The organism is Marinovum sp. 2_MG-2023 (assembly GCF_030548265.1).
In the GTDB taxonomy this organism is placed as follows: domain Bacteria; phylum Pseudomonadota; class Alphaproteobacteria; order Rhodobacterales; family Rhodobacteraceae; genus Marinovum.
Window position 1 is genome coordinate 243,387 of record NZ_JAUOSD010000001.1, and the last position, 24,509, is coordinate 267,895.

The 24,509-nt window shown below is 60.6% G+C and carries 24 protein-coding genes and 1 pseudogene; 8 read left to right on the top strand and 17 right to left on the bottom strand.

The window, feature by feature from the left end; all coding sequences use genetic code 11:
* Window positions 1–3: 3 nt before the first annotated feature.
* Genes Q4577_RS01220 through Q4577_RS01235 form a run of 4 tightly spaced genes read left to right on the top strand, consistent with a single transcriptional unit; the run spans window position 4 to window position 7,171 of the window.
* Window positions 4–2,775 (top strand): caspase family protein, encoded by a 2,772-nt coding sequence (locus Q4577_RS01220; RefSeq protein WP_303467013.1) that lies wholly within the window; start codon window positions 4–6, stop codon window positions 2,773–2,775.
* Window positions 2,765–4,447, top strand: a complete 1,683-nt coding sequence (locus Q4577_RS01225; RefSeq protein WP_303467010.1) for a caspase family protein — start codon at window positions 2,765–2,767, stop codon at window positions 4,445–4,447. Before Q4577_RS01220 ends, Q4577_RS01225 begins: the two co-directional genes overlap by 11 nt.
* Window positions 4,448–4,457: 10 nt before the next feature.
* The gene (locus Q4577_RS01230; RefSeq protein ID WP_303467008.1) at window positions 4,458–6,353 is read left to right on the top strand and encodes a caspase family protein; all 1,896 of its coding nucleotides are present in this window, start codon (window positions 4,458–4,460) and stop codon (window positions 6,351–6,353) included.
* Complete coding sequence (locus Q4577_RS01235) at window positions 6,347–7,171, top strand: M15 family metallopeptidase (RefSeq protein WP_303467005.1); 825 nt, start codon at window positions 6,347–6,349, stop codon at window positions 7,169–7,171. Before Q4577_RS01230 ends, Q4577_RS01235 begins: the two co-directional genes overlap by 7 nt.
* A 129-nt stretch (window positions 7,172–7,300) precedes the next feature.
* Here the strand turns inward: Q4577_RS01235 and Q4577_RS01240 are convergent, their stop codons facing one another.
* The 5 genes from Q4577_RS01240 to Q4577_RS01260 all read right to left on the bottom strand — a co-directional run bounded on the left by Q4577_RS01240 (window position 7,301) and on the right by Q4577_RS01260 (window position 11,836).
* The gene (locus tag Q4577_RS01240) at window positions 7,301–7,804 is read right to left on the bottom strand and encodes a copper chaperone PCu(A)C (RefSeq protein WP_303467002.1); all 504 of its coding nucleotides are present in this window, start codon (window positions 7,802–7,804) and stop codon (window positions 7,301–7,303) included.
* 34 nt (window positions 7,805–7,838) lie between these two features.
* Window positions 7,839–9,149 (bottom strand): FtsX-like permease family protein, encoded by a 1,311-nt coding sequence (locus tag Q4577_RS01245; RefSeq protein ID WP_303466999.1) that lies wholly within the window; start codon window positions 9,147–9,149, stop codon window positions 7,839–7,841.
* Complete coding sequence (locus tag Q4577_RS01250) at window positions 9,142–9,831, bottom strand: ABC transporter ATP-binding protein (RefSeq protein ID WP_303466997.1); 690 nt, start codon at window positions 9,829–9,831, stop codon at window positions 9,142–9,144. The genes Q4577_RS01245 and Q4577_RS01250 overlap by 8 nt, the downstream gene beginning before the upstream one ends.
* The gene (locus Q4577_RS01255; protein ID WP_244685985.1) at window positions 9,824–10,237 is read right to left on the bottom strand and encodes a hypothetical protein; all 414 of its coding nucleotides are present in this window, start codon (window positions 10,235–10,237) and stop codon (window positions 9,824–9,826) included. The genes Q4577_RS01250 and Q4577_RS01255 overlap by 8 nt, the downstream gene beginning before the upstream one ends.
* 117 nt (window positions 10,238–10,354) lie before the next feature.
* Window positions 10,355–11,836, bottom strand: coding sequence for an alkaline phosphatase (locus Q4577_RS01260; RefSeq protein ID WP_303466993.1), 1,482 nt, complete (start codon window positions 11,834–11,836; stop codon window positions 10,355–10,357).
* A gap of 387 nt (window positions 11,837–12,223) precedes the next feature.
* Between Q4577_RS01260 and Q4577_RS01265 the strand changes: the two genes are divergently transcribed.
* The 3 genes and pseudogenes from Q4577_RS01265 to Q4577_RS01275 all read left to right on the top strand — a co-directional run.
* Window positions 12,224–12,511, top strand: coding sequence for a co-chaperone GroES (locus tag Q4577_RS01265; RefSeq protein WP_244685988.1), 288 nt, complete (start codon window positions 12,224–12,226; stop codon window positions 12,509–12,511).
* 70 nt (window positions 12,512–12,581) lie between these two features.
* Window positions 12,582–14,231 (top strand): chaperonin GroEL, encoded by a 1,650-nt coding sequence (gene groL / locus Q4577_RS01270; RefSeq protein ID WP_244685990.1) that lies wholly within the window; start codon window positions 12,582–12,584, stop codon window positions 14,229–14,231.
* Window positions 14,232–14,413: 182 nt separating this feature from the next.
* A pseudogene (locus tag Q4577_RS01275) lies at window positions 14,414–14,587 on the top strand (IS5/IS1182 family transposase); the annotation flags it as partial.
* A 109-nt stretch (window positions 14,588–14,696) separates the two neighbouring features.
* On the opposite strand, the gene Q4577_RS01280 reads toward Q4577_RS01275, so the two are convergent.
* The 6 genes from Q4577_RS01280 to trmD all read right to left on the bottom strand — a co-directional run bounded on the left by Q4577_RS01280 (window position 14,697) and on the right by trmD (window position 19,260).
* Window positions 14,697–15,491, bottom strand: a complete 795-nt coding sequence (locus Q4577_RS01280) for a division plane positioning ATPase MipZ (RefSeq protein ID WP_303466988.1) — start codon at window positions 15,489–15,491, stop codon at window positions 14,697–14,699.
* A gap of 331 nt (window positions 15,492–15,822) precedes the next feature.
* Complete coding sequence (locus Q4577_RS01285) at window positions 15,823–17,040, bottom strand: multidrug effflux MFS transporter (RefSeq protein ID WP_244685996.1); 1,218 nt, start codon at window positions 17,038–17,040, stop codon at window positions 15,823–15,825.
* Between the two features lie 116 nt (window positions 17,041–17,156).
* A complete protein-coding gene (rpmE, locus tag Q4577_RS01290) occupies window positions 17,157–17,378 on the bottom strand; it encodes a 50S ribosomal protein L31 (RefSeq protein ID WP_244685998.1) in 222 nt (73 codons plus the stop codon).
* An 11-nt stretch (window positions 17,379–17,389) separates the two neighbouring features.
* Window positions 17,390–17,782 carry a 50S ribosomal protein L19 gene (gene rplS / locus Q4577_RS01295; protein ID WP_244686001.1) on the bottom strand — a complete coding sequence of 131 codons (393 nt, stop codon included), beginning with the start codon at window positions 17,780–17,782 and terminating at the stop codon, window positions 17,390–17,392.
* Between the two features lie 278 nt (window positions 17,783–18,060).
* Entirely contained in the window at window positions 18,061–18,372 is a 312-nt protein-coding gene (locus Q4577_RS01300; protein ID WP_244686004.1) for an EthD family reductase, read from the bottom strand.
* A 69-nt stretch (window positions 18,373–18,441) separates the two neighbouring features.
* Window positions 18,442–19,260, bottom strand: a complete 819-nt coding sequence (gene trmD, locus Q4577_RS01305) for a tRNA (guanosine(37)-N1)-methyltransferase TrmD (RefSeq protein WP_244686006.1) — start codon at window positions 19,258–19,260, stop codon at window positions 18,442–18,444.
* 88 nt (window positions 19,261–19,348) lie between these two features.
* On the opposite strand from trmD, the gene Q4577_RS01310 reads away from it, so the two are divergent.
* The gene (locus Q4577_RS01310) at window positions 19,349–20,233 is read left to right on the top strand and encodes a phosphotransferase (protein WP_303466965.1); all 885 of its coding nucleotides are present in this window, start codon (window positions 19,349–19,351) and stop codon (window positions 20,231–20,233) included.
* On the opposite strand, the gene rimM is transcribed toward Q4577_RS01310, so the two are convergent.
* From rimM to ffh, 6 genes are all read right to left on the bottom strand, one after another.
* On the bottom strand, window positions 20,230–20,751 hold the full coding sequence (rimM, locus tag Q4577_RS01315) for a ribosome maturation factor RimM (RefSeq protein WP_303466962.1): 522 nt from the start codon (window positions 20,749–20,751) through the stop codon (window positions 20,230–20,232). The genes Q4577_RS01310 and rimM overlap by 4 nt on opposite strands.
* Window positions 20,752–20,947: 196 nt before the next feature.
* A complete protein-coding gene (gene rpsP / locus Q4577_RS01320; protein ID WP_244686013.1) occupies window positions 20,948–21,334 on the bottom strand; it encodes a 30S ribosomal protein S16 in 387 nt (128 codons plus the stop codon).
* 72 nt (window positions 21,335–21,406) lie between these two features.
* Complete coding sequence (locus Q4577_RS01325; protein ID WP_244686015.1) at window positions 21,407–21,703, bottom strand: chorismate mutase; 297 nt, start codon at window positions 21,701–21,703, stop codon at window positions 21,407–21,409.
* On the bottom strand, window positions 21,696–22,301 hold the full coding sequence (locus tag Q4577_RS01330; protein WP_303466960.1) for a GNAT family N-acetyltransferase: 606 nt from the start codon (window positions 22,299–22,301) through the stop codon (window positions 21,696–21,698). The genes Q4577_RS01325 and Q4577_RS01330 overlap by 8 nt, the downstream gene beginning before the upstream one ends.
* Window positions 22,302–22,829: a GNAT family N-acetyltransferase gene (locus tag Q4577_RS01335; protein ID WP_303466958.1), complete on the bottom strand. Its 528-nt coding sequence runs from the start codon at window positions 22,827–22,829 to the stop codon at window positions 22,302–22,304.
* Between the two features lie 64 nt (window positions 22,830–22,893).
* Window positions 22,894–24,417, bottom strand: coding sequence for a signal recognition particle protein (gene ffh, locus Q4577_RS01340; RefSeq protein ID WP_303466956.1), 1,524 nt, complete (start codon window positions 24,415–24,417; stop codon window positions 22,894–22,896).
* Between the last annotated feature and the right edge of the window lie 92 nt (window positions 24,418–24,509).

Genomic DNA, 24,509 nt, shown 5'->3' on the forward strand with positions numbered 1-24,509 from the left:
GGCATGGTGCTGCGTTTTCTGATCACAGTGGTGATGTCTGTTTTGGCGCTGACCGCGGCGGCCGAAACACGGGTTGCCCTGGTGATCGGCAATTCCGCCTACGAAAACGCACCCAGGCTGGACAATCCCGAACGTGACGCCACCGCTATTGCCGACCGGCTGAAACAGGTGGGGTTCGAGGTCACGTTGGGCATTGATCTGGATTATCGCGGGTTTCGCCGCCTGATCGGAAAATTCGCCCGCGAGGCCAGCAATTCCGATATTTCACTGGTCTATTTTGCCGGGCATGGCATCGAATTGTCGGGCGAAAACTATCTGATCCCGACCGATGCCCTGCTGGAACATGAGGCCGAGGCCGACATTGAATCGATTTCGTTGCAGACGCTGGTGGAAAAGGCTGCATTGGCGCGGCAATTGTCGATCATCATGGTGGACGCCTGTCGCGACAATCCTTGGGTGTCTTCGATCGAAAGACTGGACAAGACCCGGTCGCTCAGTCGCGGTTTGGCGCCTTTGCCGGATCCCGGACGTGGTCAGGTTGTCAGTTTTGCCACCGCGCCGGGCCAAACGGCGGCGGATGGCGAGGGCGACCACAGCCCCTATGCGGAATCGCTGTTGGAGCTTCTGGATGAACCGGGGGTGGAAATCAGTTTCTTTTTCCGCCGCCTGCGCGATTCCGTGCGCGCCCGCACCGATGGCGAGCAGACCCCGATTTTCGAAAGCGACCTGCCGGGGCGCGAAATCCATCTGGTGCCGCCCATTGCAAAGGATGCCGAGGCAGAGACATCGGATGCGACCGGCCCCGCCACCGCAGAGGTCGAGGGCGAAAATGCAGGGACATCGGACAACGAATTCTTTGAATCCTCTTTCCGCACCTCGGTCGAGGAGCTGACGGAATGCGACCGTCTGGCCGGATACGCCTGGCACCCGCGTGTGCCGGGGGGCTCTATTGCCTATGATGCCATTGAACCCGAACGGGCGCTGGCGGCCTGTCAGCAGGCGATACTGGACTACCCCGAAGAATGGTTTTTCTACTTTCTGGCCGGGCGTGCGATCTGGGTTGGTGATGACGATGATCCGCGCATTCGCCGATACATGGAGCTTGGCGGCCGTGCCGATCCGGCCTTTGCCTATGAACGGCTGGGGGTGATCGCCGAACATGGTTACGGCGGCATGGAGGCCAGCGTGTCAGAGGCGGCAGAATTCTATCAAAAGTCGATGGAGGCCGGGTATCAGAGCGCGATCCTCAGTCTCGCGTCTCTTTACGTCGATGCCACGCCGCCGAACTACGATCTGGCGATGGACTATTATGATCAGGCGCTGGCGATGGGGCTGCGCAGTGCGCCGAATGCTTTGGGGAAATTGCATCTTGATGGCAAATTGCCCGACAGCAGCGATGCCGAGGCCCTGCGCTATTTCACCATGGGCTGCGACAACGGCTATATGACGTCCTGTGGCAATCTTGGCTGGATGCATTCCAACGACCGCGCGCCAGAGTCGGATCTTGCGGCGGCAATTGACTATCTGACCATGGCCTGTGACGCGGACGAGGGGTTTGCCTGTCGGTCGCTGGCACATGTCCATATCAACAAACGGATCGACGGCGCATCAGACGCCGAGGCGCTGCGCCTGTTCACCAAAGGCTGTGATCTGGGGGACACCAATGCCTGTGGCAATGTCGGCTGGATGCATTCGCGCGGGCGGGTGGAAAACCCGGACCTTCAGGTCGCCGTGGCCAAACTCAGCCGGGCCTGCGAGCTGGACGAAACCTGGGCGTGTCGGTCGCTGGGATATATCCATAAGAACAAGCGGATTGACGGTGCCAGCGACGCCGAGGCGCTGCGCTTGTTTGCCAGAGCCTGTGCCGGTGGCGATGAAAATGGCTGTGGCATGGAGGGCTGGATGCACAAGGCCGGGCGCGCCCCGGAACCCGACATGCAACTGGCGCTGGCGCGGCTTAGCGCAACCTGCGGGCCAGAGGAGGCCTGGACCTGTAGCAACGTCGGAAATCTGTATCAGGATGGGTCGTTGGGCACGCCGGATTTCGAAACCGCTGCGGAATGGTACGAAAAGGGCTGTGGCCTGAGCGATGGCCGCTCCTGTGGCTGGCTTGGGGAAATGCTGGAATACGGCACGCTTGGGGAAGAGGATTTCGAGGGCGCTTTGACCTATTTCACCCGTGGCTGCGTGTTGGAAAACGGCTGGAGCTGCGCCCGCGCCGGATGGTTCCACGCCGAAGGGGCGGGAACGGCCGAAAATCATGAGCTTGCGGCGGAATTCTTTCAGAAGGGCTGTGATGATGGCAATGCCTGGGGCTGTGGTCGGCTTGCCGGGCTGTATTACCGGGGCGAAGGCGTGACGCAGGATTTCCCGCAGTCTTTTGAACTGGCCCTGCAATCCTGTGAGGGGGATACCGGGTTTTATTGCGGCCATGCCGCCGGGATGCTTGAATTGGAAGACGTGCCTGCCGATCCGGTGCGGGGCCTCGCCTTGCGCAAAAAGGCCTGCACGTTGCGCCATGCCTATTCCTGTGGTCGGCTTGCCTGGGGCCCTTATGCGGATCTGGGTGCAGATGCAGAGGACCGGGGCACCTATCTGGTGCTGTCGCTGGAATATGGGTCGCGGTTTGTGATCGAAAATTACAAATCCTTTGACCGGGCCCTGGCGCGCGAGTTGCAGCAGGCCTTGAAGGCGCGGGGCTATTACACCGGTGCGGTGGATGGCGTGTTGGGTCGTGGGTCGCTGGCAGCATTGGAACGTGCTTATGCGGCGTGATCTGACCCATATGTTTCAGATGGCGCTGGCGCTGGCGGTTTTTGCCGCCATGCCGCTTTGGGCGGAAACGCGTGTGGCGTTGGTGATTGGCAATTCCGATTACACCAATGCCGCGCGGCTGGAAAATCCGGTCAATGATGCCCGTGCGCTGACCGCCAAACTTGAAACGCTGGGCTTTGATGTCATGGCGCATGAAAACCTTGGCGGGCAGGACATGCGCCTGGCTCTGGGGCAGTTTACCGAGGCGGCCTTGCAGGCGGATCTGGCGTTGGTGTTTTATGCCGGTCACGGGATCGAGCTGGGCGGGCGAAATTTCCTGATCCCGGTGGATGCGATGATGCGGTCCGAGGCGACCGCGCAATTCGAGGCGCTGGCGCTGGATGACATCCTGTCGGTCGTGACCCATGCGGGGGTGCTGGGCATCGTGATGCTGGACGCCTGTCGCGACAATCCCTTTGCCGCCACCATCCAGCGCAACAATGGCACCCGGTCCTTGAAACGCGGGCTGGCGCCGGTGAATGTCGAGGGTGAGCAAGGGATGATCGTCAGCTTTGCCGCCCAGGAAGGGCGCACCGCTGAGGATGGCGATGGCGGCAACAGCCCCTATACCACCGCCCTGCTTGAGGTGATCGACGAACCGGGGCTGGAGGTCGGTCGCATGTTCCGCAAGATCCGTGCCAAGGTGCGCGAGGCGACCAATGGGCAACAGGTGCCGGTCGAACGGATGCAACTGCCGGACAAGGCGATCTACTTTGTGCCCGAAGGCGCCAGCCCGCCACCCGACACCGCCCCGCCGCCACGCACCGATCTTCCGCGTGGGCCGGTCACGCGTGACCCGATGGTGGCCTATCTGGATGCGGTTGCCACCGGTGAAATCGAGCCGCTGAATGAATTTGTGTCACGCTATCCCGATCATCCCCGCGCCAAAGACGCCCGCAAGCTGATTGCCCTGATGCAGGATGATGCGTTCTGGGCGCAGGCCCGGGCCGAAGACAGCGTGCAGGCCTACCGCCGCTATCTGATCGTGTTTTCTGATGGCCAATATGTGGACGAGGCCATGGCGCGCATTGCCGCCCTGACCGAGGCAGAGCCGGTGATCCCCCCAGTCGCCGCACCGCCGCCCGTGGTGTCACCGCCACCCAGCAACAGTGCCAGCCCCAGCTTTGATTGCCGCCGGGCCTCGACAGCTGTGGAGCATGCTATTTGTTCCAATTCGGATCTGGCGCGCCAGGACAATGACCTTTTATCTGCCTTCCAGAACGCCCGCAGCAACGGCTGGGTCGATGTCGGCAACCAACGCGCCTGGTTGAAACAACGCGATGCCGTTTGCACCGGGGTGGCCTGGGCGGTTGCCGGATGTGTCCAGACCGTGTCCGGCGACCGGATCAATGCGCTGCGCAGTGGGCGGTTGTCGGGTAACATTGGGCCGGGGTTCAATTGCGCCCGGGCCTCAACCCGGGTTGAACGGGCGATCTGTTCCAGTGATGTCCTGGGCCGTCAGGACCAATTGTTGTTGCAGGTGTATAAATCGGCCCGAAACCGGGGCACGTCTGCTGCTGCCAGTCAGGGCAGCTGGATTGGCCAGCGCGAAGCACGATGCGGCCGCCACAGTGATGTTGCCTGGTGTGTGGCATCCTTTACGGCCGATCGAATTGGCCTTTTGGCCAGATAGGGGAATTACCATGCGTCTGATGAATTTTGTCTTGTTGTTCTGGACCGTGTTGACCGGTGCGGCATTGGCCGAAAGCCGCGTTGCGCTGGTGATTGGCAATTCCGCTTATGAACAGACAACGCCCTTGGCCAACCCCCAAAACGATGCCCGCGCCGTCGCAGAGAAGTTGAGCAATATTGGCTTTGACGTCATGCTGCGTGAGAATTTGACTGGCCAGAATTTCCGTATTGCGCTGGGCGAGTTTACCGAAAAAGCGCTGCGGGCCGATCTGGCGGTGGTGTTTTATGCCGGTCACGGGATCGAAATGAGCGGTGCGAATTACCTTATCCCGGTTGATGCACGTATGCGATCCGAGGCGACGGCCACCTTTGAGGCCCTGCCATTGACCGCGATGCTGACCACGGTGCGTCAGGCGGGCAAGCTGGGCATGGTGTTGCTGGATGCCTGCCGCGACAATCCCTTTGCCTCTGCGATGGAGCGTACCAATGGCACACGGTCGCTGAAACGCGGATTGGCCCCGGTGTCGCTGGAAGGTGAAAGCGGTCTGGTGGTCAGCTTCGCCGCCGAGGCCGGAAGTACCGCGGATGACGGGGCAGGAACGCACAGCCCCTATACCGAAGCCCTGCTTGAGGTTCTGGACGAGCCGGGACTGGAGGTGGGGCGCATGTTCCGCAAGGTGCGCGCCAAGGTGCGGGAACAGACCGACGGCAGGCAGGTGCCAATTGAACGGATGCAATTGCCGGATGAGGAAATCTATCTTGTCGGCCTGCCGGATGGCGACGACACCCCGGGCAATGCGCCCCGCGATGAGCGCGACGATCCCCCGGCACGCCCGCCTGCGGTCGAAGATCCATTGGTGGCCTATATCAACGCGGTCTCCGGTGGCCGCAAAGAAGATCTGGAGGATTTTCTGGCCCGCTATCCCGATCACCCCAAAGCCGCAGATGCCCGCAAATTGCTGTTGGACATGGCCGACAGGGACTATTGGGAACAGGCAGAAGCGACCGATACCGAAGACGCCTATCGCACCTATTTGATCGTCTTTCCCGCAGGGCGTTATGCGGATGAAGCCAAGGCAAAACTGGCCGCCTATGAAAAGCCGCCGGCGGTCGAGGTCGAGCCGGATCCGCCGGTATACAATCCGCCTGTCCATAATCCGCCGCCTGCAACCGCGCAGTATTCCTGTCCGGCACTGGATGGGCGTTGGTCGGTGACCAATATCCCGGTGGATGACACGTTGTTTGTCCGGTCTGGCCCCGGCAGCAAGAACAAGGCCATTGGCGAATTGCCGTACAATGCGGATGGGGTGCGGGTGCAGTCCTGTGGTTCTAACGGGTGGTGTAACGTGACCTATGGTTGCATTCAGGGCTATGCCTTTGGTCGCAAGTACCTGAAACAATCACGCGGCGGCCATCGCAGCACCGAGTATCTGGGGTATTATTCGCTGGTGGATGTGGCCTCGAACGACACGCTGAACCTGCGGACCGGACCGGGCAAGTCGAAATATGGCGACGAATACGGCGTTGTGGCCGAGCTCCCCTATAATGCGACGGGGGTCTATGTCTCTGACTGTGAGGTCAAATCCGGCTACAAATATCGGTGGTGTGCGGTGCAATGGCAGAATGTGTCTGGCTGGGCCTATGGCCGGTACTTGCAGAACGGCGCCGGACAACGCCCCGAAAGTGGCGGGTTGAGCGGCGCGGTGCGCAGCAGCGGGCCCAGCTGTGATGAGCTGTGGTATGAGCGCAATTCAATCTTTGATCGCAAGGGATATTGCTTCAAGACCGCGCGGGGCAAAAACACCTTCGACAATTCCAATTGCTACACGTCGAATCCGACGCTGACCGCCTCGGAAAAGAACCGGGTGAACGAGCTGAAATCCATGGAAAGCCGCATGGGATGCTGACACGTCTGCGGCAAGGGTTGTTGGTGCTTGGGTTTCTGGCCCAGCCCGCGCTTGCGGCGGATTGTGGGGCCCGTGATTTTCTGGCGATGGCGCTTCCGGATGGTGGTTCGCCTTTGAAGGTGGCGCTGGAGATGGCCTATCCCGGTTTGACGGTGGATCTGGCGGCGCAACAGGTGGTGTTTGCCTCTGGCGAAACGCTGCCCTTGGGGCGGGTGCGGGGCGGTGATCCGAAGGGGATGCTGACCGATGGATCGGTGGTGGAGCAATTCCACTATCGCTATCCTCTGGATTTTGATCTGGGCCCAAGGGCCACGCCGTGGAACGATCCGGGGCGGGTGCGCAACGATGGCTTTTTTCGCGCACTCTATTTTGCTGAAGAAAGCGCGGCGCGCGGCAGCCTGCAAAAAGTGCGCTATCCGGGGCCGGGCCGGGCGACCTATCTGATGACGGACCGGCATGGCGTGGCCTGTCAATTGGCCGCAGCGATGGCCGAGATCAGCCAAAGCGATGCGGCCGTTCATGCCAGCCTGCGCAATGTGGGGGGCAGTTTCAATTGGCGGGTGATTGCCGGCACGACGCGGCTGAGTGCGCATAGTTTTGGTATCGCGCTGGATCTGAACACCAAATATGGCGGCTATTGGCGGTGGGGTGGTGTGCCGGAGGGGCAGGCCGGTGAGTATCGCAATGGCATCCCGGAAACCGTGGTGCGCAGTCTGGAGCGGTACGGGTTTATCTGGGGCGGCAAATGGCATCACTATGACGGGATGCATTTCGAATACCGGCCTGAATTGATCCTTTATGCCCGGCTGATCCCGTAGCTTTGCCCGCCGGGGTGTGGTCTTTTGTGGGTTCGTCGCGCCGATGCGCGCCGACGGACCGGGGGCCAGCCCCCGGACCCCCGGGATATTTTTGAACAAAAGAAGGCCGGTCCCCGTTAACTGCGGCGGTTAATGGGCATGTCCGGCATGGCTGTGCTTCATTGCGTCTTCGGCTTCGACCGCGACATGCAAGGCCAGTTCGCCGCGGTCGGTCAGAAGGTGGATTTCAATTTCGTCGCCTTCGGTGCGCGGGGTGGTCAGGCCATTCAAACGAATGGCCACGCCACGAGGGGCGAGATCCAATTCCCGCCCCGGGGCGATTTCCAGCATTGGGATCACCTGATAGTTTTCGCTGCCGTCCTTCAACATGAAGCCGACCAGTTCGGCGCTGGTGGCGTCGTCGCTTTCTGCGCCAAGCAGGGTGAGGGCGGTGTTGCCGGTGTTTTCCACTTCGGCAAAGATCAGGGTCATTGGGCCGGTCCCGGCGTTGGTCCAGGGGTGCAGCACCTCGACCCCGTCCATCACCGCGAGGTGAGTGTCTTGCTCGTCGTGATCGTGGTCGTCATGGGTGTCGTCGGCAATGGCCGTGGTCGCCAGCCCGAGGGAGAGCAGCAGAGCAGGGATCAAACGCATGGGGGTGTGTTCCTTTCAGGGATCAGTTCGAAGGTCAGGCGCGCAGCCCGTCGACAATCGGGCGGCGCAGGACCGCAAGGGCTGGCAGCAGGGACAACAGGAGGGTGACGGAGAGGAAGCCGAGCAGCAAATGCACCTCGGTCCAGCCGATTTGCGGCACCACCAGAATATCGGTGCGGGCGGTGACAATGCGCGACAGGGCATGGGCCGCGCCCAGCCCGACCCCAAGCCCGAGGACCGCGCCGCTGACCAGCAACATCGCGGCATAGGACCAGACCACCGACAACACAAAACGACCCGGTGCGCCCAGAGCACGCAGCAGCGACATTTGTCGCCGGAACAGCCGGGTCAGGATGAACATGCCCACCAGAACCGATGTCGCCACCAGCACCTGGGTCACCAGTGTCATCAGCGACATCGCCTGGCGCACGTCGCCCATCACGGCATAAAGTTCGGCAAGAACGGTGCCGGGAAAGAAGGCCATGGTTTCTGCGTCGCGGGTGAATTCCGAGCGCAGGGAATAGGTCGCCCAAAGCTCGTCCGCCTTGACCACGATGGCCGGTGTGCCGGGGAAATAGGCCGCATCATAAGGGGGGCCGAGTTGAACCGGGGCGTCCGGCGCATGCCCATTGGCCAGACCATGCACGGCCCAGACCGATTCGACAGGCACCATGATCGCGCGGTCCCAGGGCGAACCGGTTGGCGCCATGCGGCCGACGACAGTGATCTGGTCGCCATGGGCATCGTCCTCGGCGGTGTCACCAAAACCATGCGACGGGACAAAGCTGTCGCCGATGTCCAATGGCACATAGGCGCCGGCAATTGCCTCGAAGGTGTCTTGCCACATGCGGCCTTCGATCCGGTTGTCGCTTAGATACCGGGCGAAATCAGCAATCGTGCCGATGATCGGCGCGCCGTCGAAACTGTCGCCGAAGGCCAGTGGCGCGGCAATTGTCACGCGGTCATGGTTGGCGATCTCGTTGTAGATCTGGCCCTTCAGCAGCGGCACATCAGACGGCTGGAGATAGACAGAGGCCAGCATCAGGGTCATTTCACTGCCGGGGGCGGCGACAATCATGTCGAATTTATCGGCGGCGGCGGCGGTGCCTTTGCGCAGGCCACGTTCCTGGGCAATCAATCCGATGCCCATGCCGACCGAGGCGGCGATCAGCAGCACGAACATCACGTTCGGCCAGCGAAAGCGCCACAGGAGCGCCCGCACAAGCGCCCAGGGGGCAAAGCCGCGAATGGTCAGCGCGCCGATGATCAGCCCCGGAAGGACCAGCGCCAGCGCGATCAGACTATCCTGCCATGTGGCGGACAGCGAAGCCCAGAGACTAGACATTTTCGGTCTCCACCAGTTTGCTATCCTGGATCAGGATCACCCGATCCATGCGGTCCAGCAGGGCGATGTCATGGCTGACGGTGATCAGCGTCTTGCCCTCGGCACGCGTGAGGTCGATCAGATCACCGACCAACCTGTCTGCGGCGGCGCGGTCCAGGCTGGCCGTAGGCTCATCCGCCAACAGCAGGGCCGGATCATGCGCCAGGGCGCGGGCGACGGCGACGCGTTGACGTTCACCGCCGGAAAAGCTGGTGACGTTGCGGGCCTCGTCGCGAATGCCAAGATGGGTCAGCATCCTGTCGGCGCGCTGGCGCAGGGCGGGGCGCGTGGATTTGCGGCGAAAGAACGATCCAACCCCGGCATTCGCCGCGGCGCCCAATTCTTCGAACAGCAAAAAGTCCTGAAAGATCAGGCCCATGTTTTCGGCGCGAAAGGCAGTGCGGGCCTCGGCCGACAGGTTCAGAAGATCCTGATCACCCCAGACAACCTGGCCGCTTGCGGATTCAATCAACCCGGCAAGCGCAAACAACAGGGTCGATTTCCCGGCGCCGGATGGGCCCCGAATACCCAATGCCTCGCCCGGGGCAACCGCAAGATCCGGCACATCCACCAGAACCCGGCCACGCGGATTGGCAATGCGCAGGTTGGTGACCCGAAGGGGCAGGCGGCGGGGATCAGCCATAGGTCGCATCAAGCAGGCGCACGCGACTGACAAATCCGGTGTCCGGGTCTTTGAAACCGCCCAGCGACAGCGTGCCGGCGGTGTCGATTTTGACGTTGAACGGGATCACCTTGACGGTCCGTTTGGTGTAAACCGCCAGAATATCGTTCGGCCATTCGGCCTCGGTCTCGCAGAAGGGGCAGACCGCCATCGGCAATTTGGTCAGGACAAAGAAGCTGGATTCGGCCTTCAGCGGTGGTGCCATGAAACCGGTGACCGTGATGCGCTGACCTTCAAGCTCTTGTGCCAGATCGGAAAATTCGCGCCCTGCACCATAGAGGTCGCGCAGTTTGATCGGCTCGGCTGCGGACAGCAGCGACGGGGTGGCAAGGGCGGCGGCGGAAAACATGAAACTGCGACGGTCCATATTGATGTCCTGTGTGTAATAGTATTACATATCGTGACCCGCAATGGGAATCTTGGGCCAGAAACGAAAAAGAGGGCCGTGTCACCGGCCCCCTTAATCCTGAAATCAGGGTGCCGATTATTCGACGTTCACGGCATGGTTCATAACATGGAAAATCACGTTTTGTTCGATGGTGCCATCAAACAAATGTGCCCATGGGCCTTTGGCATAGACGGCAACGTCTTCGCCTGAGTGGGTTTCCGACGACGTCGGGATCAGCGCCTGTTGGATGTAATCCATGTCTGTCGCGTCTTCCTGTGTCAGATCGGGGCGTGCGCCGACCCAGTTCACATCTTCGCGCAGAACCGAACCGGTGCCATTGAGGAAGCCGATAACGGTGTATGGCTTGCCGTCTTTTGCCAACAGCGGCTCGCCCGAGTGCGAATCGCCTTCCTTGGCAACACCCATGCAAAGGCCGGTGATGTCAGAACCACGGCCGCAGTAGCCGTTGAACGCGATCGCGTGCTCGTGGTCGGCGGTGACGATGATCAGCGTGTCTTCGTCGTTGGTCAGCTCATCCGCCATTTTCACCGCATCAATAAAGGCCAGACCATCGGTCAGCGTGCGATAGGCGTTGCCGGCGTGGCTGGCGTGGTCGACGCGGCCCGCTTCGATTTCCAGATAGAAACCGTTTTCGTTCTTCGACAGGTATTCGATGGCCGATTTGGTCATCTCTGCCAGCGAAGGTTCGTCGGTGCGGTCGGCGTTGTACTGCATGTGGCTGTTTTCATACAGCGCCAGGATCGGCGAATCGGCGGCCAGATCCAGGGCGTTGAACGATTCTGTGTCCGACGCGAACTGCGCGCCAAGGCCGGTGGCCTTTTCGATCAGGTTTTCGCCATCCTTGCGGCGCCCCTTGAGGTTGCCCATTTCGAAATCCGCAGGCAGGAAGTGACGACCACCGCCGCCCATTGCGAAATCGATTGTGCCCGCTTCCATCGCGTCAATCAGCTGCGAGGCGATGTCTTTTTGTGCGGTGCAATCTTCTGGAACCGAATCTTCCCAGTTGCGGTTGGCGGTCTTGGCGTAGACAGCGGCCGGTGTGGCATGTGTCAGGCGCGCGGTGGAAATGATGCCGACGGATTTGCCCGCTTCGGTTTGCAGTTCCGAGAACACGGTCACTTCGTTGCCGGTCACGGACGAGCAATCTTCGTGAATGCCGTTTTCGTTCAGGTTGATCAGGTTGAAACGCTGTTTGATGCCCGAATTCATCGCGCCGGCGGTGGGGGCGGAATCAGGGGTCTGGGCGTTGATATTGTAGGTTTTGACAATCGCAGAGTTCCAGTCGGTGGTCTCATACGGCAGAACATGCTCTTCGCCGAGCTTGCCTTCCTGCTGGCCTGCAAACACACGTGTCGCATAGTTGGTGCCAACACCATTGCCGTCGGACACCAGCAGGATCACGTTTTTGGCTTTGCCGGTGTTGGGCTGACGGGCCAGCATCGCTTCGATATGGGCCTGGCCGGCGGTGAACCAATCGCTGTTGGCTTGCGGCAGGTCTTGGGCGGAAGCAGTGGAGGCGGCAAGCGCGGCCGCGACTGCGAAGAATGACGTTTTCATGGAAATCCCCGGTGGTCAGAGTTGCGGATGCCGGTTTTGCAACGGCGGACATCGCGGCCTAACTGCCCGCAGAAGGTAACGGGCACGCAAAGCTTTTGTATCGGAACGCTGAAACACAACGTACCGGGGAGGGGTCAGGTTTGTTATGAAATAACATACAGCCAGACGCAAGTATTTTTCCCTGCGGCTATTGAAAATTTTGCCGCAATGCAGCGCAGGAATCATCGGAAAACGGCATGATTTTTCCCGACCCGACAGTTGACAGTGGATTTCCGACTCCCTAGCTATGCGACGTTAGCACTCAAACAGGGTGAGTGATAATGCCCTCTGGCCCGGACGGGAACAGAGGGGGGACTGAAACTAACTTTGAGCCGAGGAGCTGCAAAGATGGCATTTACACCGCTTCATGATCGCGTGCTTGTGCGTCGCGTTGAAGGCGACGAAAAAACCGCTGGCGGTCTGATCATTCCAGACAGTGCAAAAGAAAAGCCCCAGGAAGGCGAAGTCGTTTCCGTGGGCGCAGGTGCACGTGACGACAAAGGCGAGCGTGTGACTCTCGACGTTAAAGCGGGTGACAAGATCCTGTTCGGCAAATGGTCGGGCACCGAGATCACGCTGGACGGCGAAGAGCTGCTGATCATGAAAGAAAGCGACATCATGGGCGTTATCGCCTGATTGTCGCGGGGGGCAGGGCACCGGCCCGCTTCCCGATTTCCACCGAAATTCTAGTCAAGGAGAGACATATATGTCTGCCAAGGACGTCAAATTCGACACCGATGCCCGCAACAAGATGCTGAAGGGTGTGAACATCCTCGCTGACGCGGTGAAGGTGACACTCGGCCCCAAAGGCCGTAACGTTGTGCTCGACAAATCCTTTGGCGCGCCGCGCATCACCAAAGACGGTGTATCGGTTGCCAAGGAAATCGAACTGGAAGACAAGTTCGAGAACATGGGCGCACAAATGGTGAAGGAAGTTGCTTCCCGCACCAACGACGAAGCGGGCGACGGCACCACCACCGCGACCGTTCTGGCCCAGGCCATCGTCAAAGAAGGTCTGAAATCGGTTGCCGCCGGCATGAACCCGATGGATCTGAAGCGCGGTATCGACCTGGCGACAGCCAAAGTCGTGGAAGCGATCAAAGCCGCGTCGCGTGACGTGTCCGACAGCGCCGAAGTTGCGCAGGTTGGCACCATCTCCGCCAACGGCGAAAAAGAAATCGGCCAGCAGATTGCTGACGCGATGCAAAAAGTCGGCAACGAGGGTGTCATCACCGTCGAAGAAAACAAAGGCCTGGAAACAGAGACCGATGTTGTCGAAGGCATGCAGTTCGACCGCGGCTACCTGTCGCCTTACTTCGTGACCAACTCCGACAAGATGATTGCAGACCTCGAAGACTGCATGATCCTGCTGCACGAGAAAAAACTGTCGTCGCTTCAGCCGATGGTTCCGCTGCTCGAGCAAGTGATCCAGTCGCAAAAGCCGCTGCTGATCATTGCAGAAGACGTCGAAGGCGAAGCGCTGGCAACTCTGGTTGTCAACAAACTGCGCGGCGGCCTGAAAATCGCAGCTGTCAAAGCACCTGGTTTCGGCGATCGCCGCAAATCCATGCTGCAGGACATCGCGATCCTGACCGGCGGTCAAGTGATCTCAGAAGATCTGGGCATGAAGCTCGAGTCCGTGACCATGGACATGCTGGGCACAGCCAAGAAAGTTGCGATCACCAAAGACGAGACCACCATCGTTGACGGTGCCGGCGAGAAAGCTGAAATCGAAGCACGCGTTTCCCAGATCCGTACACAGATCGAAGAAACCACTTCCGATTACGACCGTGAGAAACTGCAAGAGCGCGTTGCCAAACTGGCCGGCGGTGTTGCTGTTATCCGCGTTGGCGGCATGACCGAAGTTGAAGTGAAAGAGCGCAAAGATCGTGTTGACGATGCTCTGAACGCGACTCGCGCTGCTGTACAAGAAGGCATCGTTGTTGGCGGTGGTGTTGCTCTGATCCAAGCGGGCAAAACGCTCGAAGGTCTGACAGGCGACAACAACGACCAGAACGTTGGTATCTCGATCGTGCGCAAAGCGCTGGAAGCACCGCTGCGTCAGATCGCAGAAAACGCCGGTGTTGACGGTTCGGTTGTGGCTGGCAAAATCCGCGAAAGCGAAGACGTCAAGTTCGGCTTCAACGCACAGACCGAAGAATATGGCGACATGTTCAAATTCGGCGTCATCGACCCGGCCAAAGTTGTGCGCACAGCACTGCAGGACGCCGCTTCGATTGCTGGTCTGCTGATCACCACCGAAGCCATGGTTGCCGACAAGCCCGAGAAAGCCGGCGCAGCCGGTGGCGGCATGCCCGACATGGGCGGCATGGGCGGCATGGGCGGCATGATGTAAATCACGCCTTCCAACCGGAAGACTTTGGGGGTCGCCTTTGGGCGGCCCCTTTTTTGTGTGTTGCGGGTCGTGTTGCACACATGCGGTAGAGGATTTATCGCGAAAATCCAGCGCGATAGCCGGAGGATGTGAAGCGGTGGTTCGCGGCAAAGTACCTGACGACGAACCGGGAGCCACCGCCGAGCGGCAACCACCGCCGGAGTCGCGTTGAGAGCAAGATGCATTGTCTTGAGAGACTGGGCCAATCTCTGAAAGCGCGCGACTTCGACCGGCAGGTCGCGGAACTCCACATCCGTGTCGCCGTGCGCAATCGCGACACCGCCCTAGGCATAGCTGTTACAGAGCCTATTGGATAAGCCTGTGCGGGGAGGGGCGGCAGTGCGTACAAACCGCGCCAGATGGTAAGATACACCCCGGAAATCCAAGATTTTCCGGGTGGATCTGTCTGCGATCTATTGGGTGGCGCTAGAAATCGACGGTCACACTGGGCAGGTTCAGCGCCTTGATCAATTCGCGCAATTCCTGGCGGGCAGCGATGTTGGACATGTTGAGTTGCCGCACGCCCGCATCGCGCAGGTCCAACAGCGTTAATCCACGGGGGAACAATTCGCGAAAGACAACCCGTTCGGAGAACCCGGGCCCGACGCGGAAGCCGATGCGTTTGGCCAGCCGCGCGACCGCGTTTTCCATCTTCATCTTGTTGACCATCTGCTGAGACCCGACGCGGTTGCGCAGCACGATCCAGTCAATCGGTTTCTGTCCGGCCTGTGCCCGCATCTGCCGCGCCCGCCAGACCATTTCGGAATAGACGGAGGGCCCGGTGATGTTTTCGCCGGAGGTGTCGATATGGGCCAGCAGGTCAAAGTCGATGAAGCTGTCGTTCAGCGGTGTGACCAAGGTGTCGGCCATCGCATGCGCGGTCTGGCTGAGTTTGGTGTGCGACCCCGGACAGTCGATCAGGATGAAATCATTGTTCGGGTGCAGGGTGGCAAGGGCGTCGTGCAGTCTGGTGTCGTCACCGGTGGCGCCATTGGCCCGATCTGGCAGATCGAGGTAGTACGGCGACGGCAGGCTCAGGCCGATTTCGGCCATATGGCTGCTGCGGTTGTGCATGTAGCGGCCAAAGGTTTTCTGCCGCAGGTCAAGGTCAAGCACGCCAACACGGTGCCCCATCCGCGCAAGGGCCGTGGCCACATGCATGGACACGGTCGATTTGCCTGCGCCGCCTTTTTCATTGCCGACCACGATGAGATGCGCCATGGCGCTGCCCCTTTGCCTTTAGGTCTGGCCAGAGAAGCCCGGGAATTTTCCCGAACCTTGGGCCAGTCTTATGTTCAGTGGGTTGTTCAGATTTTCCTGCTTCTTCCCATCAAGTCGGGTGGGGAGCAAGAGGGGCGGTGTGGTTTCCTGCGGGAAATCTTGTGGGGCGCCGCCGGGGCCAGCTTTGCGGTGGTTTTTTCGCCACGCCGGGGCGTGTCGACAGGTTGGGGGCCAGCCCCCAAACCCCCGGGATATTTCTTGTCAGATGAAAGGCCTGCCCCGGATGAACCTGAATAGGGTGGGGCAGGCCGGTGTTTTTGTTCGTCGCTGCCTAGGCTGGCAGAGCGGCCTTTGGGCGGGTGGCGATCACAGAAATCACCGCCAGTGCGGCGCAGATCAGGATTGCCAGGATCAGGCGGGCGGGGGAGCCATCAAAGAAGATGCCGGTGACGCCAATCATTCCGCCGCCGATCACCATTTGCAACGTGCCACCGTAAGAGGAGGCCAGCCCCGCCATGGGGCCGTGATCCTCAAGCGCGAGCACCATTGCGGTGGGGATTACCAATCCGAGGCAGGCATTGCCCAGGGCCAGTCCGAGGATCAGGCCGACCATTGGCAAGGGGGCCAGGGCGGCCCAGATGCCGAGCAAGGTGGCAAAGGTCGCGAAGCCACAGGTGGCGATCACCACCACGCGGGTGGCGCCAAACCGGGCGCCCAGACCGGCGGCGGCCTGTGACGCGAGGAAGAAGCCAACCGCGTTGACGGCAAAGGCGAGGCTGAATTGCTGTGGGCTGAGCCCGTAAGCGCCGGTAAAGACAAACGGGGCCATGGCGATATAGACAAAGAAGCTGGCCATGCCGAAGCCGCCGACCAACGTCAGGCCCATGAAGCTGCGGTCGCGCGACAATTGGCGGATGCCGGCCATCATGCTGGCGGCATTGACCGGGCGGCGGTCCTGTGTCGCGAGCGTTTCCGGCAAGGTCCGGAACGTCAGAAACAGCGCCAGTGCCGCCGCCAGGGCCAGCACGCCAAAGATCACCCGCCAGCCGCCAAAGCCCATCAGCAGCGAGCCTGCAAGCGGTGCCAGCATGGGAGAGACGGACATCACCAACATGACCAAGGCCATCAGCCGGGTCGCGCTTTCGCCGGTGTGGCGATCGCGGATGATGGCACGGGGCACCACCATCAAGACCGCAGCGCCCAGGGCCTGAAACACCCGCGCTGCGATCAGCAGGCCAATGGAGGTGGCAAAGGTGCAGGCCAATGTGCCGATCAGAAAGATCACCAGCCCAAGGTACAGCGGCTTTTTGCGGCCCGCGGCATCGGACCAGGGGCCATAGGCCATCTGCGCCAGACCGAAGGCCATGAAATAGGCGGTCAATGTCATCTGGGTGGCGGCAATGGACGTGCCTAGATCGCGGGTGATGTCGGGCATCGCCGGCAGGAACATGTCAATGGCAAAGGGGCCGGGAATGATCAACGCCGCCAGCACCAGCGCTTCGCGCATTAGTGAGGGGCGGGGGGAGATATCGCTTGAAACGGTTTGCATGAAAACCTCGCTTTCACAAAATAGGGTGTAAACGTAAACGAGGGCCAAAAGAAAAAGGCTGCCCCGCGGATGATCCGGGGGCAGCCTTGCGTATTTGCATGGCGTGGTTTGGGTTCTTAGAACCCAAGCCCCTCGTATTTCTTTTTGAACTTCGAAACGCGACCGCCCTGGTCGAGAAGACGGGTCGAGCCGCCGTTCCACGCCGGGTGAGCCGTCGGGTCAATATCCAGCGTCATGGTGTCGCCTTCTTTGCCCCAGGTGGTGCGCATCTGAACCACGGTGCCATCGGTCATTTTGACGTCGATGACGTGGTATTGGGGATGGATCTCTTGCTTCATCTGCCCGCTCCTTACGCTTCGGCCCCGGCCTTGGCGGCCTTGGGCTTGTATGTTGCATCTTCGGCGATACGGGCCGATTTGCCGCGACGCGAGCGCAGGTAGTACAGCTTCGCGCGACGGACACGGCCGCGGCGGACCACGGTGATGCTGTCGATGTTGGTCGAAAACAGCGGGAACACACGTTCCACGCCTTCGCCAAACGAAATCTTGCGAACGGTGAAGGAACCGGCAATGCCGTCGCCGTTTTTACGGCTGATGCAGACGCCTTCGTAGTTCTGCACACGGGTGCGTGTGCCTTCGGTCACTTTATAGCCGACGCGAATGGTATCGCCGGCCTTGAAATCGGGAATGTCCTTCCCGAGCGAGGCGATTTGTTCCGCCTCGAGTTGTGCGATCAGGTTCATGTGATCGGCTCCTATCTGGCTCACGGTTGGTCCGTGAAGTTGGTCGGCCTCAGAGCTCTCGGTCTTCTTTCGGGTCCGTGTCATCACGCCCGCCAGAGATCAGGTCGGCTTTGCTAGTCTCGTATCACGCGTCTGGCTTCGTGGTCTGTGCATCCCCTGCCAGAAGAAGGCAGGAATCGGCATGGGACCAGCAAGGCGCGGGATGGGCGCGGTAAACCAGAGAATGGCCGCGTATACAAGGAAAAAGACCGTCGATCCGGGCCATCGGGGCAAAGACGTCAGGCGATGACTTCGCCAACCATCATCTGTGGTTCGACATTGGTGAAATTGGCGATATCGGCCACCACTGGCGGGGCCGCGGCCAATGCCGCATTCAATGCATCCTTGTCGGCAAATGTCATTGTCGCAACCGCATGGTATTGCGCCGGGGCATCGGGGGCACCGCCGCCCAGACCCTTGGTCACCAGCACGTTTTCGATGAATGCGCCCATGTGTTCGCCCACCATCGGGATATGGGTGCCAAGGTAATAGTCCATATCGAAAGTGGTGCCATCGGTCGCCGGGTAAAGTACTTGCAGTGAAAGTGCCATCCTGTTCCCCTTTTTTAATGCGTGCAAAAACAGGCACAGGATAGCACGGACAGGGCGATAAAGCAGCTTCTATTCAGGGGGCTCGTTTTCCTGGCGCTTTTGCCAGGCCTGCCAAAGATCGGGACGGCGGGCGCGGGTTATGGCCTGGCCTTGGGCGTGGCGCCATTTGGCAATTTCACCGTGATGGCCGGACAGCAACACATCCGGGATCTTGTGGCCCTGCCATTCGGCGGGTTTGGTGAATTGCGGATGTTCCAGCAACCCGTCAGAGAAGCTTTCTTCTTCGGCGCTGGCCTCATTGCCCAGCACGCCGGGCAAAAGCCGCACAGTGGCGTCAATCATCGCCTGTGCCGCGATTTCGCCGCCGGTCATGACAAAATCACCAAGGCTGACCTCGGTGATGCCATAGTGGTCGATCACCCGCTGGTCCAGACCTTCGAACCGGCCACAGATGAACACCGCACCGGGGGTGGTGGCCAGGCTTTTGGCCATGGTCTGATCAAAACGGCGGCCACGCGGCGACAGATAGATCAGCGGCCCCGGACCTTTGCGCATTGCATGGTCGATCGCCCGGCCCATGATGTCGGGGCGCAGAACCATCCCCGCGCCGCCACCGGCCGGGGTGTCATCGACATTGCGGTGTTTGCCCTCGCCGAAATCGCGCAGGTTGACGGTATCCATTTGCCACAGCCCGTCTTTCAACGCGCGTCCGGTCAGCGACCCGCCCAGCACGCCGGGAAACAGATCCGGAAACAAGGTGATGATCGTGGCCCGCCAGACCCCGTGTAGGTCGGCGGTGTCACCCATCAGGGGTTCGGGTTTCAACGTGGGGCGCACGGCCTTGCGGCCATGGGATTTCGTCGGTGGGGTGGGGCGGTCCTGTGTCATGATCGCTCCTTAGCGCGGCGGATGGTCGGGGGGAAGGGCCGAAGAAATTGCGCGTGCCGGGATTTCACGTCAAAAGGACGGAATGATCTTGAACACCCTTCCAATGGCGGCTTGGGCCGCGTTGCGCCCGGATCTGCCCGTCGATGATGTCGAGGGGCTGGCCCCCAATGTCTGGCGGGTCCGGCGCGATGTGGTGAAGCAGTTTCCCGGCACGGATCTGGCGCGGTTTCGTCGCATCGTGCGGGCGCATCGTCAGGCCGGGCGCATTTTCCGCGAACAAAGCGATCTGAAGGCGCAGCGCCTGCTGGGCTTTGCCGAGGACGAGCGCGCGTTTTTGCTGGACTTTGTGCCGGGCCAGTCGGGGCGCCGGGCGTTGCAGACAGGAACAAGCCCGGACAGGATCATGATGCAGGCCGGCGCTTGGCTGCATCGCTTTCATGTCGCACGCGACACCAGCCTGGGGCGGTTCGATCCGCTGGGCGCGTTAGGGCGTCTGCCCATGGCACCGGAATGTGCCGAGGCTGCGGGATATGCTGCCGCGTATCAGGCACTGCGCGCTGCGGCAGAGACGCTGCAGGGGCGCACTGTGCGCCGCGCGGTGTTGCACGGGGACATGACGCTGGCAAATCTGCTGTTTGATGGCGACAGGATCACCGGGATTGATTTCGAAAATCTGGCACAGCATCCGGTGGGCCGCGATGTCGGAGAGATTTGGGCAGATCTGGTGTTGTATCTGCCGGAATTGCCGGGGCAACCGGGCCTGATGCCCGGTGCATGGCGACGGTCTTTTTCACGACATTATAAAGGGTTGGAACAGGACGTCGCCGAATTCTATACCCGTCATCGGTTGTTGAAGGCCTGGGCCGCCATCCCGGCGCAAATGCAGGATCGTGGCCCGGTGCGGGCGCAGCATCTGGCGCGTCTGTTGGCCCTGCAAACACATGGGGCGTTTGCGCCGCAATCCGCGGGTTAAGCCGGGTCCGCGTCGGGAAACAATCCGATTGGCGGGTCGGCCACGATGCGCCCGGTGGCCATATCCACGGTGGGCACAGCGGCGCGGGTGAACGGCAACAGCACGGTGGTCTTCAATCCCGGTCCGTGAATTTCCAGCAGATCATCGGCGCCGTGGTTGTGCACCGCTTTGACCGTGCCCAATACGGCACCGCCGGTGTCCTGCACCGTCATCCCGATCAGATCGGCATGGTAGAATTCATCATCCGGCAAATCGGGCAAGCGATCTCTTGGGGCAAAAAGCTGAACCCCGCGCAGATCATCAGCGGCCTCTTTGGTCAGCACGCCCGACAAACGCGCGGCAAAGCCGTTCTTGACCGCGCGATCCAGCACAAGATCAAAACTGCGCCCGCCATCTTCGGTAAACAACGGGCCGTAATCGGCAATGGCAAGCGGCTCTGCGGTAAAGCTTTTGATCCGCACCTCGCCGTGGACGCCAAAAGCGCCGGCAATTGCCCCAACACAGACCAGTTCGGTCATTGTGTACCCTCTCCGCAGTAGCCAGCGCGCACCCATTGCCCGCCTGACGATTCACATGCCCCGTGCTGTTCGGAACGTTCGAACAGCATACCGGCCACAAACGCAGTCGCGACAAAAAAGATCAATCGGATCAGGCGCAAGTCAGATATCGCTTTGCAAAAGGCCCGGACATGTCGTCCGGGCCCAGAACCACAGCTTATTCTGCGGCGGCGTCTTCTGCCGGTGCGGCAGCGGCTTCGGCCGCTTCAGCTGCCTTGGCGGCTTTTTCTTCAGCGCGTTCCTGAGCTTTCTTGCCCGGCTCACCTTTTTTCAGGTTGGCGCGCTCTTTCTTCTCCAGAACGCCGGCCGCTTCCAGGAAACGGGCCACGCGGTCGGTGGGCTGGCCGCCCTGGCCGAGCCAGTATTGCACGCGCTCCAGGTCCATTTTCACGCGCTCTTCGCTGTCTTTCGGCAGCAGCGGGTTATAGGTGCCCAGACGTTCGATGTAACGACCATCGCGCGGCATGCGGCTGTCGGAGGCCACGATGCGGTAAAAGGGACGTTTTTTCGAGCCGCCGCGGGCGAGACGAATTTTGATGGCCATTGTGAGTTTCTCCTTTGAATGGCGTGTTTGATCGGCGGCATGCCGGTCAGATCAGAGGGGCACCAGCGTCGATCAGCTCTGGTGCTGTTTGTGGTGCTGAATGACTTCAGCGATGACGAAGTTCAGGAACTTCTTGGCGAAATCCGGGTCGAGATCGGCCCGAAGTGCCAAATCCTCCAGTCGCGCGATTTGCTGGGCTTCGCGGTCCGGGTCGGAAGGGGGCAGGTCGTGTTCGGCCTTCAGAACGCCAACGGCCTGGGTGTGTTTGAACCGCTCGCCCAGCGTATAGACCAGGATTGCGTCAAGTCGGTCGATGCTTTCGCGGTGGCCCTTGAGCAACGTCGCGGCGCGGGTGACAGGATCAGTCAAGTGCATATCCTTTCGGCGTAAAAAGCGGATCGGCGTAGTGGCTGATCTCCATGTCGATGCCATGGGCCAGCTGGGTTCCGTTCAGGGCGTCCGGGGTTGGATGGCGATAAACCACATCGCCGCCATCCACCGTCTGGGCGTCGCGGTCTTTATGCGCCCCCAGCCGTTCGGCCAGACGAATACTGTCGAGGTTTTTCGGATCAAGATAGCTGACCGCCGTCTTCCATCCGAGCACGTCATAGGCATGGGCGCGCACCGCATGGGTTGCCTCCAGCGCAAAACCGCGCCCGGCACGATCCGGCCAGATGATCCAGGCGATTTCCGCCTCGGGCCATTTCGCGGGTTTCCAATGACCGGCCATGCCAACGGTTTCGTCGCTGTCCTTCAAATGGACCATCCACATGCCATAGCCGCGGATCTGCCAATGGCCGATCTCGGCGGCATACAGCATCCAGGCCTCATAGGCATTCAGCGGCCCGCCCATGAAACGCGACCGATAGGAGCTGAAGGTGGCTTTGAAGTCCGGGTAATCCTCGGCCTCTGGGCCACGCAGCACCAGACGTCGGGTTTCCAGCACGGGAATTTGCGACAGCGGCATCTATTCCCCCCCCGCATAAGAGCGGTGACGATAGATATTGCAGGGCTTGCCCAGCAATTCGCTTTTGCATTCCAGCACCGCACCCAACCGTTCGGCCAGCGCCGCGGACCGGGTGTTGGCCGGATCAATGTAAGAGATCACTTTGTCCAAGCCGAATTTGGCTGGACCGATCTTCAAAATCGCCTCTGCGGCTTCAAAGACATAGCCTTTGCCCTCAAACGCGCCATAGACGTGCCAACCGATTTCCGGCTCTTGCCAGCCTTCGCCAAAGATATAGCCACTGCGCCCGACCGGGGTGCCGTCAGATTGGAGCGTCATGGTCCATCCGCCATAGCCGCGCAGCATCCAATGCCCCAATGCCGAGGAAAACCCGCGCCATGCCTGATAACGATCTGTCGGGCCGCCGATGAAATGCGATCGGTCGCTGGCCATGAATGTGGCATGCGCCTCGAAATCGCTTTCCTGCGGTGCGCGCAGGATCAGCCGCTCGGTCTCGATCACGGGAATGTCGACGGACAACACGGTCATTGATCTGCCTCGGTCGTGGCAAGGTCATGCCTGCGCCAACCGCAAGGGTATTGGGCGAAGGTCGTCATTTCTTTTTGCCAAATCCCGAAAGACCGGGGGGCAGGGCCGCGCCGCCGCCCAGACCACCAAGACCGCCGAGGCCGCCGGGAAGGCCGCCTTTGGCGCCCATCTGTTTGGCTGCGGCCTCCAGCGCTTTGGGGTCCATGCCCTGGGCCATTTCGGGCGGAAGACCGCCCTTGCCACCGAACATGCCGCGCATCGCCTGTTTCAGCATGCCGCCTTTGCCCATTTTGCCCATCTTCTTCATCATGTCGCCCATCTGGCGCTGCATTTTCAGAAGCTTGTTCAATTCGGACACTTCCATGCCCGCGCCCTTGGCGATCCGCTTTTTGCGGCTGGCCTGAAGCAGTTGCGGGTTGGCGCGTTCTGTTTTGGTCATCGAATTGATGAGGGCGACCTGCTGGCGCAGAACCTTGTCGTCGAAACCGGATTCTTCGACCTGTTTCGCCATTTTGCCCATGCCGGGCATCATCGACATCATGCTTTCCATGCCGCCCATCTTCATCATCTGTTCGATTTGCATCTTGAGATCGTTGAAGTTGAACTGGCCTTTGGAAAAGCGTTTCATCATCCGCTCGGCCTGTTCGGCCTCCAGCGTTTCCTGCGCCTTTTCCACCAGCGCGACGATGTCGCCCATGCCGAGGATTCGGCCGGCAATCCGCTCTGGTTCGAATGTTTCGAGCGCGTCCATCTTTTCGCCGAGACCGACGAATTTGATTGGCTTGCCGGTGACCGCACGCATCGAAAGCGCCGCACCGCCACGGCCATCGCCGTCCATCCGCGTCAGGACGACACCGGAAATGCCGATCTTGCCGTCGAATTCTTCGGCCACTTCGACCGCGACCTGACCGGTCAGACCATCGACCACCAGCAGCGTTTCGCGCGGGTCGACCGCGTCGCGCACATCCTCGACCTCTTGCATCAAGGTCTGGTCGATCTGCAAACGCCCGGCGGTGTCGAGCATATAGACGTCATAGCCGCCCAGCGTCGCCTGTTGCTTGGCACGTTTGGCGATCTGGACCGCGCTTTCGCCTTTGACGATCGGCAGCGTATCAACGCCAACCTGTTTGCCCAGCACCGCGAGCTGCTCCATCGCCGCCGGGCGATAGATGTCGAGCGAGGCCATCAAAACCTTTTTGCCATCCCGTTCGCGCAACCGCCGGGCCAGTTTGCCAGTGGTTGTGGTCTTACCGGAACCTTGCAAACCGACCATCAGGATCGGGGCAGGGGCGTTGTCGATCTTCAGCGTGCCGGGTTCGCCTTCGCCCTTGAGCGTATCAATCAGCGCGTCGTGCACAATCTTGACGACCTGCTGGCCCGGTGTGACCGATTTGGTGACGGCGGCGCCGGTGGCCTTGGCCTCGACCGCTTTGATGAAATCGCGCGCGACGGGCAGCGATACGTCAGCCTCCAACAGGGCGACGCGGACCTCGCGCAGGGCGGTCTTTACATCATCAGCCGAAAGCGCGCCCTGTTTGGTCAGGCGGTCAAAGACGCCGGACAGGCGTTCAGACAGATTTTCAAACATGGGGCACGATGCCTCCTGATCTGTTTCCGTTGACCGCACACATAAGATGCGACCCCTCAAAGCACAAACGCTCCCACGGGCGCAACGCGCTG

Excerpts from the sequence above, each read along its gene's own strand:
- Q4577_RS01220 (WP_303467013.1), top strand. The coding sequence starts at position 4 with ATGGTGCTGCGTTTTCTGATCACAGTGGTGATGTCTGTTTTGGCGCTG.
- Q4577_RS01225 (WP_303467010.1), top strand. The coding sequence starts at position 2,765 with ATGCGGCGTGATCTGACCCATATGTTTCAGATGGCGCTGGCGCTGGCG.
- Q4577_RS01230 (WP_303467008.1), top strand. The coding sequence starts at position 4,458 with ATGCGTCTGATGAATTTTGTCTTGTTGTTCTGGACCGTGTTGACCGGT.
- Q4577_RS01235 (WP_303467005.1), top strand. The coding sequence starts at position 6,347 with ATGCTGACACGTCTGCGGCAAGGGTTGTTGGTGCTTGGGTTTCTGGCC.
- Q4577_RS01240 (WP_303467002.1), bottom strand. The coding sequence starts at position 7,804 with ATGCGTTTGATCCCTGCTCTGCTGCTCTCCCTCGGGCTGGCGACCACG.
- Q4577_RS01245 (WP_303466999.1), bottom strand. The coding sequence starts at position 9,149 with ATGTCTAGTCTCTGGGCTTCGCTGTCCGCCACATGGCAGGATAGTCTG.
- Q4577_RS01250 (WP_303466997.1), bottom strand. The coding sequence starts at position 9,831 with ATGGCTGATCCCCGCCGCCTGCCCCTTCGGGTCACCAACCTGCGCATT.
- Q4577_RS01255 (WP_244685985.1), bottom strand. The coding sequence starts at position 10,237 with ATGGACCGTCGCAGTTTCATGTTTTCCGCCGCCGCCCTTGCCACCCCG.
- Q4577_RS01260 (WP_303466993.1), bottom strand. The coding sequence starts at position 11,836 with ATGAAAACGTCATTCTTCGCAGTCGCGGCCGCGCTTGCCGCCTCCACT.
- Q4577_RS01265 (WP_244685988.1), top strand. The coding sequence starts at position 12,224 with ATGGCATTTACACCGCTTCATGATCGCGTGCTTGTGCGTCGCGTTGAA.
- groL (WP_244685990.1), top strand. The coding sequence starts at position 12,582 with ATGTCTGCCAAGGACGTCAAATTCGACACCGATGCCCGCAACAAGATG.
- Q4577_RS01280 (WP_303466988.1), bottom strand. The coding sequence starts at position 15,491 with ATGGCGCATCTCATCGTGGTCGGCAATGAAAAAGGCGGCGCAGGCAAA.
- Q4577_RS01285 (WP_244685996.1), bottom strand. The coding sequence starts at position 17,040 with ATGCAAACCGTTTCAAGCGATATCTCCCCCCGCCCCTCACTAATGCGC.
- rpmE (WP_244685998.1), bottom strand. The coding sequence starts at position 17,378 with ATGAAGCAAGAGATCCATCCCCAATACCACGTCATCGACGTCAAAATG.
- rplS (WP_244686001.1), bottom strand. The coding sequence starts at position 17,782 with ATGAACCTGATCGCACAACTCGAGGCGGAACAAATCGCCTCGCTCGGG.
- Q4577_RS01300 (WP_244686004.1), bottom strand. The coding sequence starts at position 18,372 with ATGGCACTTTCACTGCAAGTACTTTACCCGGCGACCGATGGCACCACT.
- trmD (WP_244686006.1), bottom strand. The coding sequence starts at position 19,260 with ATGACACAGGACCGCCCCACCCCACCGACGAAATCCCATGGCCGCAAG.
- rimM (WP_303466962.1), bottom strand. The coding sequence starts at position 20,751 with ATGACCGAACTGGTCTGTGTTGGGGCAATTGCCGGCGCTTTTGGCGTC.
- rpsP (WP_244686013.1), bottom strand. The coding sequence starts at position 21,334 with ATGGCCATCAAAATTCGTCTCGCCCGCGGCGGCTCGAAAAAACGTCCC.
- Q4577_RS01330 (WP_303466960.1), bottom strand. The coding sequence starts at position 22,301 with ATGCCGCTGTCGCAAATTCCCGTGCTGGAAACCCGACGTCTGGTGCTG.
- Q4577_RS01335 (WP_303466958.1), bottom strand. The coding sequence starts at position 22,829 with ATGACCGTGTTGTCCGTCGACATTCCCGTGATCGAGACCGAGCGGCTG.
- ffh (WP_303466956.1), bottom strand. The coding sequence starts at position 24,417 with ATGTTTGAAAATCTGTCTGAACGCCTGTCCGGCGTCTTTGACCGCCTG.